This is a genomic window from Methylibium sp. Pch-M (assembly GCF_004136295.1).
GTDB lineage: Bacteria > Pseudomonadota > Gammaproteobacteria > Burkholderiales > Burkholderiaceae_C > Methylibium > Methylibium petroleiphilum.
Window position 1 is genome coordinate 2,394,128 of the sequence record NZ_CP029606.1, and the last position, 14,578, is coordinate 2,408,705.

The 14,578-nt window shown below is 70.7% G+C and carries 13 protein-coding genes; all 13 read left to right on the forward strand.

Features of this window, described 5'->3' with window-relative positions; genetic code table 11:
* Positions 1 to 34 precede the first annotated feature (34 nt).
* Positions 35 to 1,447: a UDP-N-acetylmuramoyl-tripeptide--D-alanyl-D-alanine ligase gene (gene murF, locus C1M51_RS11505; protein ID WP_129449918.1), complete on the forward strand. Its 1,413-nt coding sequence runs from the start codon at positions 35 to 37 to the stop codon at positions 1,445 to 1,447.
* Between the two features lie 19 nt (positions 1,448 to 1,466).
* Entirely contained in the window at positions 1,467 to 2,648 is a 1,182-nt protein-coding gene (gene mraY / locus C1M51_RS11510; protein WP_011828059.1) for a phospho-N-acetylmuramoyl-pentapeptide-transferase, read from the forward strand.
* Between the two features lie 10 nt (positions 2,649 to 2,658).
* Positions 2,659 to 4,380, forward strand: a complete 1,722-nt coding sequence (gene murD / locus C1M51_RS11515) for a UDP-N-acetylmuramoyl-L-alanine--D-glutamate ligase (protein WP_129449920.1) — start codon at positions 2,659 to 2,661, stop codon at positions 4,378 to 4,380.
* Entirely contained in the window at positions 4,377 to 5,669 is a 1,293-nt protein-coding gene (gene ftsW / locus C1M51_RS11520) for a putative lipid II flippase FtsW (RefSeq protein WP_129449922.1), read from the forward strand. Before murD ends, ftsW begins: the two co-directional genes overlap by 4 nt.
* A gap of 409 nt (positions 5,670 to 6,078) precedes the next feature.
* A complete protein-coding gene (murG, locus tag C1M51_RS11525) occupies positions 6,079 to 7,182 on the forward strand; it encodes an undecaprenyldiphospho-muramoylpentapeptide beta-N-acetylglucosaminyltransferase (RefSeq protein WP_129449924.1) in 1,104 nt (367 codons plus the stop codon).
* A gap of 106 nt (positions 7,183 to 7,288) precedes the next feature.
* On the forward strand, positions 7,289 to 8,698 hold the full coding sequence (gene murC / locus C1M51_RS11530; protein ID WP_129449926.1) for a UDP-N-acetylmuramate--L-alanine ligase: 1,410 nt from the start codon (positions 7,289 to 7,291) through the stop codon (positions 8,696 to 8,698).
* Complete coding sequence (locus C1M51_RS11535; protein WP_129449928.1) at positions 8,695 to 9,654, forward strand: D-alanine--D-alanine ligase; 960 nt, start codon at positions 8,695 to 8,697, stop codon at positions 9,652 to 9,654. Before murC ends, C1M51_RS11535 begins: the two co-directional genes overlap by 4 nt.
* A gap of 7 nt (positions 9,655 to 9,661) precedes the next feature.
* Positions 9,662 to 10,468 carry a cell division protein FtsQ/DivIB gene (locus C1M51_RS11540; RefSeq protein ID WP_129449930.1) on the forward strand — a complete coding sequence of 269 codons (807 nt, stop codon included), beginning with the start codon at positions 9,662 to 9,664 and terminating at the stop codon, positions 10,466 to 10,468.
* Positions 10,469 to 10,488: 20 nt separating this feature from the next.
* Positions 10,489 to 11,718 (forward strand): cell division protein FtsA, encoded by a 1,230-nt coding sequence (ftsA, locus tag C1M51_RS11545; RefSeq protein ID WP_011828066.1) that lies wholly within the window; start codon positions 10,489 to 10,491, stop codon positions 11,716 to 11,718.
* A gap of 57 nt (positions 11,719 to 11,775) precedes the next feature.
* Complete coding sequence (ftsZ, locus tag C1M51_RS11550; RefSeq protein WP_129449931.1) at positions 11,776 to 12,993, forward strand: cell division protein FtsZ; 1,218 nt, start codon at positions 11,776 to 11,778, stop codon at positions 12,991 to 12,993.
* A gap of 186 nt (positions 12,994 to 13,179) precedes the next feature.
* Positions 13,180 to 14,115 carry a UDP-3-O-acyl-N-acetylglucosamine deacetylase gene (lpxC, locus tag C1M51_RS11555; RefSeq protein WP_011828068.1) on the forward strand — a complete coding sequence of 312 codons (936 nt, stop codon included), beginning with the start codon at positions 13,180 to 13,182 and terminating at the stop codon, positions 14,113 to 14,115.
* 41 nt (positions 14,116 to 14,156) lie between these two features.
* On the forward strand, positions 14,157 to 14,342 hold the full coding sequence (locus C1M51_RS11560; protein WP_129449933.1) for a hypothetical protein: 186 nt from the start codon (positions 14,157 to 14,159) through the stop codon (positions 14,340 to 14,342).
* A gap of 15 nt (positions 14,343 to 14,357) precedes the next feature.
* Positions 14,358 to 14,573, forward strand: coding sequence for a hypothetical protein (locus tag C1M51_RS11565; RefSeq protein ID WP_011828070.1), 216 nt, complete (start codon positions 14,358 to 14,360; stop codon positions 14,571 to 14,573).
* Positions 14,574 to 14,578: the final 5 nt, after the last annotated feature.

Here is a 14,578-nt window from a genome sequence, read left to right on the forward strand (position 1 = left end):
ATCGGCCGACGTACCCGGCGGACGAGGGGTCGTCATGCGCGTGATGATGGATCTGGCGCTCGCGCACACCCTGCTGCCGGGCTCGACGCTGGTCGGCGACCCGGCCACGCCGCTGCTGCGCGTGCACAGCGACACCCGCACGCTGCGCGCCGGCGACCTGTTCGTTGCGCTCAAGGGCGAACGCTTCGACGCGCACGACTTCCTGCCGCAGGCGCGCGCCGCCGGCGCGGTGGCGGCGATCGCCGAGCACGGTCTCGCCGAGGCTGGCCTGGCCGGGCTGCAGGTGGCCGACAGCCGTGCCGCGCTCGGCACGCTGGGCGCGAACTGGCGTGCGCGCATGAGCCTGCCGCTGATCGCCGTGACCGGCAGCAACGGCAAGACCACCGTCACGCAGATGATCGCGAGCATCCTACGCGCCTGGGTCGGCGACGCAGCGTTCGCGACCGAGGGCAACTTCAACAACGACATCGGCGTGCCGCTCACGCTGCTGCGGCTGCGCCAGGACGGCGACACCTGGCACCGCGCCGCGGTGGTGGAGCTGGGCATGAACCACGCCGGCGAGATCGCCGAGCTCGCGCGCATGGCCGCGCCGACGGTGGCGCTGGTCAACAACGCGCAGCGCGAGCACCAGGAGTTCATGGCTGGCGTGGAGGCGGTGGCGCGCGAGAACGGCAGCGTGATCGAGGCGCTGGGCGCCAGCGGCACGGCGGTCTTCCCGTCCGACGACGCGCATGCCGCGCTGTGGCAGGCGCTGGCCGGCACGCGGCCGACGCTGACGTTCTCGCTCGAGGGCCCGTCCGATCTGGTGGCCGAGGCGGTGTGGAGCGGCGACCACTGGGCGACGGTCCTGCACACGCCGGCCGGCGCCACCGCGATCCGCCTGCGTGTGGCCGGCTGGCACAACGTGAAGAACGCGCTCGCCGCGACCGCCTGCGCCCTGGCGGCGGGCTGCCCGCTGGAGGCGGTGGCGCGCGGCCTCGAGGCCTTCGAGCCGGTGAAGGGCCGCTCGCAGGTCAAGGCCCTGCAGCGCGGTGGCCGCACGGTGACGCTGGTGGACGACAGCTACAACGCCAACCCCGACTCGGTGCGCGCGGCGATCGACGTGCTGGCCACGCTGCCTGGCCCGCGCTGGCTGGTGCTGGGCGACATGGGCGAGGTCGGCGACCAGGGCCCGGCCTTCCACGCCGAGGTCGGCCGCTATGCGGCCGCGTGCGGCATCGACGCGCTGTGGACCGCCGGCGGCGCCAGCGCCGCCGCCGCCGCTGCCTTCGGCCCGGCCGCACGGGCCCACGCGAGCGTGGCCGAGTTGATCGCGGCGCTGGGTCCGGGCACTCACGCGGCCCCGGACGCGGCGTCCATCGTCGTCAAGGGCTCGCGCTTCATGAAGATGGAGCAGGTGATCGCCGCGCTGCAGGCCGCCGGCGCCGCGTCGCCCACCCCGCACTGAACCGAAGGCACCGAACTTCATGCTGATCTCCCTGTCGCAATGGCTGCAACTGCTCTACCCCGAGCAGCTCGGCTTCCTGCGCGTGTTCCAGTACCTCACCTTCCGCGCCGTGATGGCGGCGATGACGGCCCTGCTGATCGGCCTGGCGCTCGGCCCGATCGTGATCCGGCGGCTCACCGAGCTGAAGATCGGCCAGCCGATCCGCGAGTACGGCGTCGCCGAGCACATGGTGAAGCAGGGCACGCCGACGATGGGCGGCGCGCTGATCCTGCTGGCCATCGCGATCAGCACGCTGCTGTGGTTCGACTGGAGCAACCGCTTCGTCTGGATCGTGATGATCGTGACCTTCGGCTTCGGCGCGATCGGCTGGGTCGACGACTGGCGCAAGGTGGTCGACAAGAACCCCGAGGGCATGCGCTCGCGCGAGAAGTACTTCTGGCAGTCGCTGATCGGCTTGGTGGCCGCGCTCTACCTGGCGTTCAGCGTGTCCGAGACCTCCAACCTGCGCGTGCTGGAGCTGTTCATCCGCTGGGTGCAGAGCGGCTTCTCGAACGACCTGCCGCCCAAGGCCGACCTGATCGTGCCCTTCTTCAAGAGCATCAGCTACCCGCTGGGCGTGTTCGGCTTCATCTTCCTGACCTACGTGGTGATCGTGGGCAGCAGCAACGCGGTCAACCTGACCGACGGCCTCGATGGCCTGGCGATCATGCCGGTGGTGATGGTGGGCTCGGCGCTCGGCATCTTCGCCTACGCGACCGGCAGCTCGGTGTACGCCAACTACCTGCTGCTGCCGCACATTCCCGGCGCCGGCGAGCTGATGATCTTCTGCGCCGCGATGGCCGGCGCGGGGCTGGCCTTCCTGTGGTTCAACGCCTACCCGGCGCAGGTGTTCATGGGCGACGTGGGCGCGCTCGCACTGGGCGGCGCGCTCGGCACCATCGCGGTCATCGTGCGCCAGGAGGTGGTGCTGGCGATCATGGGCGGCATCTTCGTGCTGGAGGCGCTGTCCGTGATGGCGCAGGTCACCTGGTTCAAGTACACGAAGCGGCGCTACGGTGCCGGACGGCGCATCCTGCTGATGGCGCCGCTGCACCACCACTTCGAGAAATCGGGCTGGAAGGAGACGCAGGTCGTCGTGCGCTTCTGGATCATCACCATGCTGCTGTGCCTGGTCGGGCTGTCCAGCCTGAAGCTGCGCTGAACCGACGCCGATGAAACCTCTGGAACACCAGACCGTGCTCGTGCTGGGCCTCGGCGACTCGGGCCTCGCGATGGCGCAGTGGTGCGCGCGCCAGGGCGCCGCGGTGCGCGTGGCCGACAGCCGCGAGGCGCCGCCGCAGGCCGCGGCGCTGGCCCAGGCGCTGCCGGGTGCGACGCTGCACCACGGCTTCGACGCCGACCTGCTGGACGGCGTGCAGCGCGTGCTGAAGAGCCCGGGCCTGTCGCCGCTGGACCCGGCGCTGGCGCCGCTGCTGGCGCGCGCGGCCGAGCTCGGCGTGCCGGTCGAGGGCGAGCTCGACCTGTTCGCGCAGGCGCTGGCCGGGCTGAAGGCCGAGCGCGGCTACGCACCCAAGGTGATCGCCATCACCGGCACCAACGGCAAGACCACCACCACGGTGATGTGCGGCCTGCTGGTCGAGCGCAGCGGTCTGCGGGTGGCGGTGGCCGGCAACGTGGGCCCGACGATGCTGGGCACGCTGGCGGCGGCGCTGGAGCAGGAAGGGGAGCCGGAATGCCCCTCACCCCAACCCTCTCCCGCCCTGGCGGGAGAGGGAGACGAACCTCCTCCTCCCTCTCCCGCGCCGGTGGGAGAGGGCCGGGGTGAGGGCTCGTCCCCGGACGCCCCCCCCGACGACGATGCCCCGCTGCAGCTCGCCCCGCCGCCGCCCGCGGCGCCGGTGTTCGAGCACCTGCCCGAGGCCTGGGTGCTGGAGCTGTCGAGCTTCCAGCTCGACGGCGTGCGCGGTTTCGTGCCGGATGCCGCGGTGGTGCTGAACATCACGCAGGACCACCTCGACTGGCACGGCTCGATGCCGGCCTATGCCGCGGCGAAGGCGCGCATCTACGGCCCGGCCGATGCCTGGGGCTGCACGATGGTGGTCAACCGCGACGACGTGCAGGTCGAGGCCCTGGTCCCGGCGCCGCTGCCGCAGAAAGGCCGCTTCGCGAAGCCGCTGGCGCGCAAGGTGGTCCGCTTCGGGCTCGATGCGCCGCAGCGCCCCGGCGACTACGGGCTGGTGGTCGAGAACGGCATGGCCTGGCTGGTGCGCGCGCTGGAGGCCGACGAGACGATCAAGCGCCGCAAGGGCGACACCGAGGACGAGGAGATCCACCTGCAGCGCCTGATGCCGGCCGATGCGCTGCGCATCCGCGGCCGCCACAACGCCGCCAATGCCCTGGCCGCGCTGGCGCTGGCCACGGCCGTCGGCCGGCCGCTGGCGCCGATGCTGCACGGCCTGCGCGAGTACGGCGGCGAGCCGCACCGCGTGGAGTTCATCGCGACGGTCGGCGGTGTCGAGGCCTACGACGACAGCAAGGGCACCAACGTCGGCGCCACGGTGGCCGCGCTCGAGGGCCTGGGCGCCGACAAGGCGCCGGCCAAGCTGGTGGTGATCCTCGGCGGCGACGGCAAGGGGCAGGACTTCGCGCCGCTGGTCGCGCCCGTGGCGCGCCATGCACGCGCGGTCGCGCTGATCGGCCGCGATGCGCCGACGATCGAGGCGGTGCTCGGCACCGGCAGCGTGCCGCTGGCGCGGCACGACACGCTGCAGGCCGCCACCCGATGGTGCTTCGAGCAGGCGCGCGCCGGCGACGCCGTGCTGCTGAGCCCGGCCTGCGCCAGCCTGGACATGTTCCGCAACTACGCGCAGCGCGCCGAGGTGTTCTGCGACACCGTGCGCGAGCTGGCGTGCGAGCACGGGGAGACGGCATGAGCCGCGCCGCGTCGGCCGCCGCCGTCGGTGCCCGCTCGGGGCTGGCCGCGCTCAAGGAGCGCCTGGCGCGCTGGCTGGGCCGTGGCCCGGGCAGCGAGGCGCTGCCGATCCGCGACTGGGTCAGCGTGTCGAACGGCCAGCCGGCGCGCCTGCTGGGCTTCGACCAGATGATGGTGTGCGTGGTGATCGCGCTGCTCGCGCTCGGCCTGGTGATGGTCTATTCGACCTCGATCGCGCTGCCGGACGACCCGCGCACCGCGCGCGTCGCGCCGACCCACCACTACCTGATGGTGCGCCATGCCTTCGGCCTGCTGATCGCGCTGGGCGCGTCGCTCGCGGTGGTGCAGGTGCCGCTGCGGCTGTGGGAGCGCTGGGCGCCCTGGCTGTTCGTGGCCGCGCTGGTGCTGCTGGTGCTGGTGCTCATTCCGCACATCGGGCGCGCCAGCAAGGGCGCGCGGCGCTGGATCCCGCTGGGCTTCATGAGCTTCCAGCCCAGCGAACTGGCCAAGCTGGGCATCGCCATGTACGCCGCCAGCTACATGGTGCGCAAGATGGAGATCAAGGAGCACTTCACGCGTGCCGTGGCGCCGATGGCGGCCGCGCTGGCGGTGATCGGCGTGCTGCTGCTGGCCGAGCCCGACATGGGCGCCTTCATCGTCATCGCGGCCATCGCGATGGGCATCCTGTTCCTCGGCGGCGTGAACGGCCGCATGTTCCTGCTCAGCATCGCGGTGCTGCTGGGCGCCTTCGTGTCGATGATCATCGCGAGCCCCTGGCGGGCCGAGCGCATCCTGGCCTTCCTCAGCCCCTGGGACCCGCTGTACGCGCAGGGCAAGGGCTACCAGCTCACGCATTCGCTGATCGCGCTGGGCCGCGGCGAGATCTTCGGCCAGGGCCTGGGCTCCAGCGTCGAGAAGCTGCACTACCTGCCGGAGGCGCACACCGACTTCCTGCTGGCGGTGATCGGCGAGGAGCTGGGCTTCGTCGGCGTGGCCCTGGTGATCGCCGCCTTCTTCTGGCTCACGCGCCGCATCTTCCACATCGGCCGCCAGGCGATCGCGCTCGACCGCGTGTTCTCCGGGCTGCTGGCGCAGGGCATCGGCATCTGGATGGGCGGCCAGGCCTTCATCAACATGGGCGTGAACCTCGGCGTGCTGCCGACCAAGGGTCTGACGCTGCCGCTGATGAGCTATGGCGGATCGGCGATCCTGATGAACTGCGTGGCGTTGGCGATCGTGTTGCGGGTCGATATCGAGAATCGACAGCTCATGCGGGGAGGGCGCGCGTGATGATGGCCGCACGCTTGCAGCCGTTCATGGCCGGTCGCGTTGGCATGGCACGGCGTCGTGCGTGGCAGCGCGCCGGGTCTCGCCCCGGCAGGGCGAGTCACTTTCATTTGCTGGCCCAAATGAAAGTAACCAAAGCAAAGGGCCAAAAACACATTTGGCCCGAGCACCTGCATACAGGGCGCGGTCGTTGCAAGTCGGTGGTCTTCAAAGACCGAGCCGTTTTTGCAGACAAGACGGACGGATCGTGTTGGGCTTTTTTCTTTGGTGACTTTCTTTTGAGCCAGCAAAAGAAAGTTACCCGCCCGCCGGGCGGGACCGGCGCGCTGCCTCGCCGGGCTCAGGCCTGCCGGCAAGGCGCCGCGGATCGCGCGATCGCAACGACGCAGCAGGCGAGCGCAGGAGTCACGCCATGACCCAGCGCCACCTCGTCGTCATGGCCGCCGGCACCGGCGGCCACATCATTCCCGGCCTGGCCGTGGCGCAGGAGATGCAGCACCGCGGCTGGACCGTCAGCTGGCTGGGCACCACGCAGGGCATGGAGAACCGCCTCGTGCCGCCGGCCGCCGAGTCGGGCATCGAGATGGACACCATCGCCTTCAGCGGGCTGCGTGGCAAGGGCCTGCTGCACACGCTGACCGGCGGCCTGCGGCTGCTGGGCGCGTTCGCGGCCTGCGTGAAGATCCTGCGCCGCCGCGCCACCACCGCGGTGCTGGGCATGGGCGGCTATGTGTGCTTCCCCGGCGGGCTGATGGCCTCGCTGCTGGGCAAACCGCTGATCCTGGTCAATGCCGATGCGGCGCTGCTGATGAGCAACCGCGCGCTGAAGCCGGTGGCCGACCGCATCGCCTTCGGCTTCGACGGCGCCGCGGCAGCCACCACGAGGCAGGCGGTCGTCACCGGCAATCCGGTGCGTGCCGAGATCGAGACACTGCCCGAGCCGCCGGTGCGCTATGCCGGGCGCGAAGGACCGCTGCGCGTGCTGGTGGTCGGTGGCAGCCTGGGGGCGCGCGTGCTCAACGAGACCCTGCCGCAGGCGCTGGCCCTGCTGGCGCCCGCGGAACGGCCGCGCGTGCTGCACCAGACCGGCCAGCTCAACCGCGACGGCGTGAAGGCGGCCTATGCGGCCGCGGGCATCGACGACGGGGTCGAGGTGCTGGCCTTCATCGACGACATGGCCGCGCGGCTGGCGCACTGCGACGTGGTGATCTGCCGGGCCGGCGCGGTGACGGTCAGCGAGCTGTGCGCGGCCGGCGTGGCCAGCGTGCTGGTGCCGCTGATCGTGAGCACCACCTCGCACCAGCGCGACAACGCGCTCTACATGGCGCAGCACGGTGCGGCGATCCACCTGCCGCAGAGCGAGCTGACGCCGCAGGCGCTGGCCGAGCGGCTGCGCACGCTGGACCGGCCGCAACTGCTGGGCATGGCCGAGAAGGCGCGCGCGCTGTCGCGCCCGCGCGCCGCGGCGCGCGTGGCCGACGAGATCGAGCGTCTCGTGCGGAAGGAGGTGCCGTGATGAACCTGCGGACGTTTGCGCACGCGGGCCGAGCGCCGGGCCGCCCCAAGCCGGCCCGTATCCCCTCGGGGGATCGGCCGACGTGCTCGTCGGACGAGGGGTTGTCATGAAACACGCGGTCAAGCACATCCATTTTGTGGGCATCGGCGGCGCCGGCATGAGCGGCATCGCCGAGATCCTGCACAACCTCGGCTACCGGGTGTCGGGCTCGGACCAGAGCGACGGCGCGACGACGCGGCGGCTGGCTTCGCTGGGCATCCGCGTGGCGATCGGCCACGACGCCGCGCACATCGCCGGCGCCGAGGCGGTGGTCACGTCGACCGCGGTGAAGGGCGACAACCCCGAGGTGATCGCCGCGCGCGCGAAGCGCGTGCCGGTGGTGCCGCGCGCGGTGATGCTGGCTGAGCTGATGCGCCTGAAGCAGGGCATCGCGATCGCCGGTACGCACGGCAAGACCACCACCACCTCGCTGGTCGCCAGCGTGCTGGCCGAGGCCGGGTTGGACCCGACCTTCGTGATCGGCGGGCGGCTCAACAGCGCCGGCGCCAACTCGCGGCTGGGCGCGGGCGACTACATCGTGGTCGAGGCGGACGAGTCGGACGCCTCGTTCCTGAACCTGCTGCCGGTGCTGAGCGTCGTGACCAACATCGACGCCGACCACATGGACACCTACGGCCACGACCTCGGCCGACTGAAGCACGCCTTCCTCGAATTCCTCCACCGCATGCCGTTCTACGGCGCGGCCATCATCTGCGGCGACGACCCCGGCGTGCGCTCCATCATCCCGATGATCTCGCGGCCGGTGGTGAGCTACGGCTTCGGCGAGGATGCGCAGATCCGCGCGGTCGACGTGCTGGCGCTGCCGGGGGGCCAGATGCGCTTCACCGCGCAGCGCCGCAACGGCGTGGTGATGCCCGACCTGCCGATCACGCTCAATCTGCCGGGCCGGCACAACGTGCTCAACGCGCTGGCGGTCATCGCGGTGGCGGCCGAACTGGAGCTGCCCGATGCGCCGGTGCAGAAGGCACTGGCCGCCTTCGACGGCGTGGGCCGGCGCTTCCAGCGCTACGGCGAGCTGCCGGCGCCGGCCGGTGGGCGCTTCACGCTGATCGACGACTACGGCCACCACCCGGTGGAGATGGCCGCGGTGATCGCCGCGGCGCGCGGCGCCTTCCCGGGGCGCCGCCTGGTGATCGCCTTCCAGCCGCACCGCTACACCCGCACGCGCGACTGTTTCGAGGACTTCGTCAAGGTGATGGGTGGCGCCGACGCGGTGCTGCTGGGCGAGGTCTACGCCGCCGGCGAAGCGCCGATCGTGGCCGCCGACGGGCGCGCGCTGACCCGTGCGCTGCGGGTCGGCGGCAAGCTCGAACCGGTGTTCGTGGACGAGATCGCGGCGATGCCGCAGGCCATCGCCGACAACGTGCAGGACGGCGATGTGGTGATCACCATGGGGGCGGGCTCGATCGGCGCCGTGCCCGGCCAGGTGGTCGAGTTGCTGGGAGCCCACGCATGAGTGCCACCCCCGATCCCAAGTCCTTCGGCAAGGTCGCCGTGCTGATGGGTGGCACCTCGGCCGAACGCGACATCTCGCTGATGTCCGGCGGTGGCGTCCTGAAGGCGCTGCAGGACGCCGGCGTCGATGCCCATGCCTTCGATCCGAAGGATCACGACCTGGTCGAGCTGCGGCGCCAGGGCTTCCAGCGCTGCTTCATCGCGCTGCACGGCCGGCACGGCGAGGACGGCACGGTGCAGGGCGCGCTGGAGCTGCTGCGCATCCCCTACACCGGCTCGGGCGTGATGGCGAGCGCGATCGCGATGGACAAGATCATGACCAAGCGCGTGTGGCTGGCCGAAGGGCTGCCGACGCCGCGCTACGTGCGGCTCGCGCCCGACCAGCAGACGCCCGAGCGGGTGGTCGCGGTGCCCGACGAACTGGGCCTGCCGCTGATCGTGAAGCCGCCGCGCGAGGGCTCGTCGATCGGCGTCACCAAGGTGCTCGGCTACTCGCAGATGCAGGACGCCGTGAAGCTGTCGGCGAGCCACGACCCCGACGTGCTGTGCGAGGAGTTCATCGACGGCGCCGAGGTCACCTGCCCGGTGCTGGGCGAAGGCGACACGGCGCGCGCGCTGCCGGTGATCCGCATCGTGCCGCCCGAGGCCGGCTACGACTACCAGAACAAGTACTTCACCGACGAGGTGAAGTACCTCTGTCCGAGCGGCCTGCCCGCGGACGAGGAGGCCGAGATCCAGCGCATCGTGCTGGCCGCCTACCGCGCGCTGGGCTGCCGCGGCTGGGGCCGGGCCGACCTGATGATCCGTGCCAGCGACCGCAGGCCCTTCCTGCTGGAGATGAACACCTCGCCGGGCATGACCGGGCATTCGCTGGTGCCGATGTCGGCCAAGGCCGCGGGCCTCGGCTACGAGCAGCTGTGCCTGCACATCCTGCAAGGAGCGGCGCTCGACGCCTGAGCCCCTCATGGCCCGCCGACCCCGCCTCCCCGCGAAGCCGCAGCCGCTGCCGGCCGATGTGCGCCTGATGCGCGCCGGCGCCAGCGTGCTGTTCGCGTTCGCGCTGCTGGCCTTCATCGGGCTGCTGCTGACCTGGGCGCTGCGGGCGCCGCTGTTCACGCTGCGCGGCGTTCGCGTGGAGGGCGAGGTGGCACGCAACAGCGTGACCACGATCCGCGCCAATGCGATGCCCAAGCTGAGCGGCAACTTCTTCAGCCTCGATCTCGCGCAGGCCCAGGAGGCCTTCCAGTCCGTGCCCTGGGTGCGGCGGGCTGCGGTGCAGCGGGTGTGGCCGAACCGGCTGGCGGTGCGCCTCGAGGAGCACCACGTCGCCGCCTGGTGGCACCAGGAGGACGGCGACGACAAGCTGGTCAACGTGCAGGGCGAGGTGTTCGAGGCGAACCCGGGCGACGTCGAGGACGAGAACCTGCCGGTGCTGCAGGGGCCGGAGGGCAGTTCGGCGTCGATGCTCGCGATGTACCGGCGGCTGGTGCCGGCGTTCGAGGCCATCGGCGCGCGCATCGAGACGCTGGCGATGAGCGCGCGCGGTTCCTGGCGCGCCGAGCTGGACAGCGGCGCGCAGGTCGAGCTCGGCCGTGGCGGCGAGGACGAGGTGATGGCGCGGGTGCAGGCCTTCGTGGGCACCGTGCCGCAGCTGACGGCGCGCTACGAGCGCCCGCTGGCGTACGCCGACCTGCGCCACGCCGACGGCTACGCGCTGCGGCTCAAGGGCATCGGCACGGCGGCGCCGACGGCGGCGGCAGGCAGGAAATAGAAGGAAAAGGCGGGAAGCACATGGCCAAGGAATACAAGGATCTCGTCGTCGGGCTCGACATCGGCACCGCCAAGGTGATGGCGGTGGTGGCCGAGGTGCTGCCCGAGGGTGAGCTGCGCGTCGCCGGCATCGGCACCGCGCCGGCCCATGGGCTCAAGCGTGGCGTGGTGGTGAACATCGACGCGACGGTGCAGTCCATCCAGCAGGCCTTGAAGGAGGCCGAGATGATGGCCGACTGCAAGATCACGCGCGTCTACACCGGCATCACCGGCAGCCACATCCGCGGCCAGAACTCCACCGGCATGGTGATTGTGCGCGACAAGGAGGTCACGCCGGTCGACGTGGCCCGCGTCATCGAGACCGCCAAGGCGATCAACATCCCGAACGACCAGCGCATGCTGCTGGTCGAGGCGCAGGAGTTCGTGATCGACGGCCACGAGGTCAAGGAGCCGATCGGCATGAGCGGCGGCCGCCTCGAGGTCAAGGTGCACATCGTGACCGGCGCGCAGAGCGCGGCCGAGAACATCATCAAGTGCGTGCGCCGCTGCGGGCTGGAAGTGGACATGCTGGTGCTCAACCCCAGCGCCTCCAGCCACGCGGTGCTGACCGACGACGAGAAGGACCTCGGCGTCGCGCTGGTCGACATCGGCGCCGGCACCACCGACGTGAGCATCTTCACCGACGGCTCGGTGCGCCACACCGCGGTGATCCCGATCGCCGGCGACCTGATCACCAGCGACATCGCGATGGCGCTGCGCACGCCGACCAAGGACGCCGAGGAGATCAAGGTCGAGCATGGCGTGGCCAAGCAGCTGCTGGCCGACCCGAACGAGCAGGTCGAGGTGCCGGGGCTCGGCGATCGTGGCCCGCGCATGCTCAGCCGCCAGGCGCTGGCCGGCGTGATCGAACCGCGCGTCGAGGAGATCTTCTCGCTGGTGCACCAGGTCATCCGCGAGAGCGGCTACGAGGAGCTGCTGTCCAGCGGCATCGTGCTCACCGGTGGCACCGCGGTGATGCCCGGCATGGTCGAGCTGGGCGAGGACATCTTTCTGAAGCCGGTGAGGAAGGGGCTGCCCACCTACGCCGGCGCACTGTCAGACATGGTGGCGAGCCCGCGCTCGGCCACCGTGATGGGCTTGCTCGAAGAGGCGAGGCTCGCGCGCACGCGCGGCATGAAGGCAGCGCAGCAGGCGGGGTCGGTCCAGACCCTGTTCGGCCGCGTCAAGGATTGGTTCATCGGGAATTTTTAGGGCGTCATCCAGCCCACGTTTTCAACCGGCAACTGCATCAGACGAAGGAGGTCCACCATGGCCATCGAGATGATTGAGGAATTCGAGCTCGGCACGAAGATCAAGGTGATCGGCGTGGGCGGCGGCGGCGGCAATGCTGTCGAGCACATGATCAACGAAGGCGTGCAGGGCGTGGAGTTCATCTGCGCGAACACCGACGCGCAGGCGCTGCACCGCTCCAAGGCCGACCAGCTCATCCAGCTCGGCAGCACCGGCCTGGGTGCGGGCTCCAAGCCGGCCGCCGGCAAGGCCGCGGCCGACGAGGCCGAGGGCCGCATCCGCGACGCGATCGCGGGCGCCAACATGATCTTCCTGACCGCCGGCATGGGCGGCGGCACCGGCACCGGCGCCGCGCCGGTGATCGCGCGCGTGGCCAAGGAGATGGGCATCCTGACGGTGGGCGTGGTGACCAAGCCCTTCGACTTCGAGGGTGGCCGGCGCATGAAGCAGGCCGAGGCCGGCCTGCAGGAGCTGGAAGCGAACGTCGACTCGCTGATCGTGGTGCTGAACGAGAAGCTGCTCGAGGTGCTGGGCGACGACGTGTCGCAGGACCAGGCCTTCAAGCAGGCCAACGACGTGCTGAAGAACGCCGTGGGCGGCATCGCCGACATCATCCACATCGACGCGTCGATCAACGTCGACTTCGAGGACGTGAAGACGGTGATGAGCGAGCCCGGCAAGGCGATGATGGGCACCGCCATCGCGACCGGCCCCGACCGCGCCAACAAGGCGGCCGACGCGGCTGTGGCCTGCCCGTTGCTCGAGGGCATCGACCTGTCGGGTGCGCGCGGCGTGCTGGTGCTGATCGCGGCAAGCCGTGCCAGCCTGAAGCTGAGCGAGAGCAAGAACGCGATGAACACCATCCGCCGCTACGCCGCGGAAGACGCCCACGTGATCTTCGGCGCTGCCTACGACGAGAGCCTGGGCGACCAGCTGCGCGTGACCGTGATCGCCACCGGACTCGCGCCGGCTCGCCGCGTGCAGGCGCCGATGACGGTGGTGCACAACGCCACGCTGCAGCGGACCGGCACCGACAACATCCCGGTGCTGAACCAGCCGCTGCACACGCAGGGCGGGCTGTCCGCCGCACCGACCCAGCACGACTATGCCGGCATGCAGGTGCCGAGCGTGTGGCGCAGCGGGCGGACCCAGGCCGCGGCGAAGGTGGATGCGCTGGCGAGCAACGGCATGGACGAGATCGAGATCCCGGCGTTCCTGCGCAAGCAAGCCGATTGATGACGACCACCCCCGTTGCGGCTGCGCCGCTCCCCCTCGAGGGGGCGATGCTGGCGGGCCGGCGGAGCCGGCCCGCGGCGTCCGCTCGGTGGGGTGGTGCGTGCGCAAGCGGCGAGTGGATCTCGCTAACAAGGTGATAGCGCGGCCCTGCAAGCCGGTCGGGGCCGCGCTTTTTACAATGACAGCATGCTGCAGCAACGCACCCTGAAGTCGATCACGCGCGCCGTCGGGGTGGGCGTGCACAGCGGGCAGCGGGTCGAGCTCACGCTGCGGCCGGCGGCACCCGACACGGGCATCGTGTTCCGTCGGGTGGACCTGCCGAGCCCGGTGGACATCCCGGCGCGCTTCGACGCGGTGTGCGACACGCGCATGGCCTCCAGCATCTCGCCCGGCGGCGACCCGGGCGGCCCGAAGGTGCAGACGATCGAGCACTTCATGTCGGCCTGCGCCGGACTGGGCATCGACAACCTACTGGCGGACATCACGGCCGACGAGATGCCGATCCTCGACGGTTCGGCCTCCAGCTTCGTGTTCCTGCTGCAGAACGCGGGCATTGAGCTGCAGAAGGCGCCCAAGCGCTTCATCCGCGTGCTGAAGACCGTGGAAGTTCGCGACGGCGAGGGGCCCGGTGCCAAGTGGGCCCGCCTCGAGCCCTATCATGGCTACAAGCTCGCGTTCGAGATCGTGTTCGATCACCCGGCGGTGAGCCAGACCGGCCAGCGCGTGGAGTTCGAGTTCGGCGAGGGCCAGTACCAGCGCGACATCGCGCGCGCGCGCACCTTCGGTTTCGCCAAGGACGTGGACGCGATGCGCGCACGCGGCCTGACGCTGGGCGGCAGCATGGACAACGCGATCGTGGTCGACGACCACCGTGTGCTCAATGCCGACGGGCTGCGCTACGACGACGAGTTCGTGAAGCACAAGCTGCTCGACGCCATCGGCGACCTGCACATCGCCGGCCATGCGCTGCTGGCGAGCTACACCTCGTTCAAGGGCGGGCACGCGCTGAACAACACGCTGCTGCGTGCGCTGTTCGCCGACCCGACGGCCTACGAGATGACCACGTTCGCGCGCGAGGCCGACGCCCCGCGCGGCTTCGCCGAACTGCCTCCGGCCTGGTAGCGCAGGGCGCCGGACGGTCCGGCCCGCTTAGACTGCCGCCCATGCTGGTGTTTCGATGGATCCTGTTGCTGCTGCTGGTGGCCGGTGTGCTGTGCTTCGCGATGTATGCGGGCACCGGCCAGACGCGCTGGCGTGACATCGGGCTGCGCATCGTCAAGTGGACGGTGGTGGCAGCGCTGGGCTTCTTTGCGGTCCTGATCCTCGAGCGCCTGGCGCGCATGGTGTGAACGGAGATACGAGCGATGACTGTCTTCTGGTGGATCGTCGGGGTGCTGCTGATGGGGACCGGGGGCACGGCCGCGGTCACGTTCGCGCTGTACGTCAGCAGCGGCGAGGACCGCTACATGGATGTGGCGCGCGCCGCCTGGCGCTGGACCATCGTGTTCGCGCTCGGGGCTTTCAACATCACGATCTTCAAGCACATCATCCTGACCTTGATCAGCATCTGGCGGTCCTGACCTAG

Excerpts from the sequence above, each read along its gene's own strand:
- murF (WP_129449918.1), top strand. The coding sequence starts at position 35 with ATGCGCGTGATGATGGATCTGGCGCTCGCGCACACCCTGCTGCCGGGC.
- mraY (WP_011828059.1), top strand. The coding sequence starts at position 1,467 with ATGCTGATCTCCCTGTCGCAATGGCTGCAACTGCTCTACCCCGAGCAG.
- murD (WP_129449920.1), top strand. The coding sequence starts at position 2,659 with ATGAAACCTCTGGAACACCAGACCGTGCTCGTGCTGGGCCTCGGCGAC.
- ftsW (WP_129449922.1), top strand. The coding sequence starts at position 4,377 with ATGAGCCGCGCCGCGTCGGCCGCCGCCGTCGGTGCCCGCTCGGGGCTG.
- murG (WP_129449924.1), top strand. The coding sequence starts at position 6,079 with ATGACCCAGCGCCACCTCGTCGTCATGGCCGCCGGCACCGGCGGCCAC.
- murC (WP_129449926.1), top strand. The coding sequence starts at position 7,289 with ATGAAACACGCGGTCAAGCACATCCATTTTGTGGGCATCGGCGGCGCC.
- C1M51_RS11535 (WP_129449928.1), top strand. The coding sequence starts at position 8,695 with ATGAGTGCCACCCCCGATCCCAAGTCCTTCGGCAAGGTCGCCGTGCTG.
- C1M51_RS11540 (WP_129449930.1), top strand. The coding sequence starts at position 9,662 with ATGGCCCGCCGACCCCGCCTCCCCGCGAAGCCGCAGCCGCTGCCGGCC.
- ftsA (WP_011828066.1), top strand. The coding sequence starts at position 10,489 with ATGGCCAAGGAATACAAGGATCTCGTCGTCGGGCTCGACATCGGCACC.
- ftsZ (WP_129449931.1), top strand. The coding sequence starts at position 11,776 with ATGGCCATCGAGATGATTGAGGAATTCGAGCTCGGCACGAAGATCAAG.
- lpxC (WP_011828068.1), top strand. The coding sequence starts at position 13,180 with ATGCTGCAGCAACGCACCCTGAAGTCGATCACGCGCGCCGTCGGGGTG.
- C1M51_RS11560 (WP_129449933.1), top strand. The coding sequence starts at position 14,157 with ATGCTGGTGTTTCGATGGATCCTGTTGCTGCTGCTGGTGGCCGGTGTG.
- C1M51_RS11565 (WP_011828070.1), top strand. The coding sequence starts at position 14,358 with ATGACTGTCTTCTGGTGGATCGTCGGGGTGCTGCTGATGGGGACCGGG.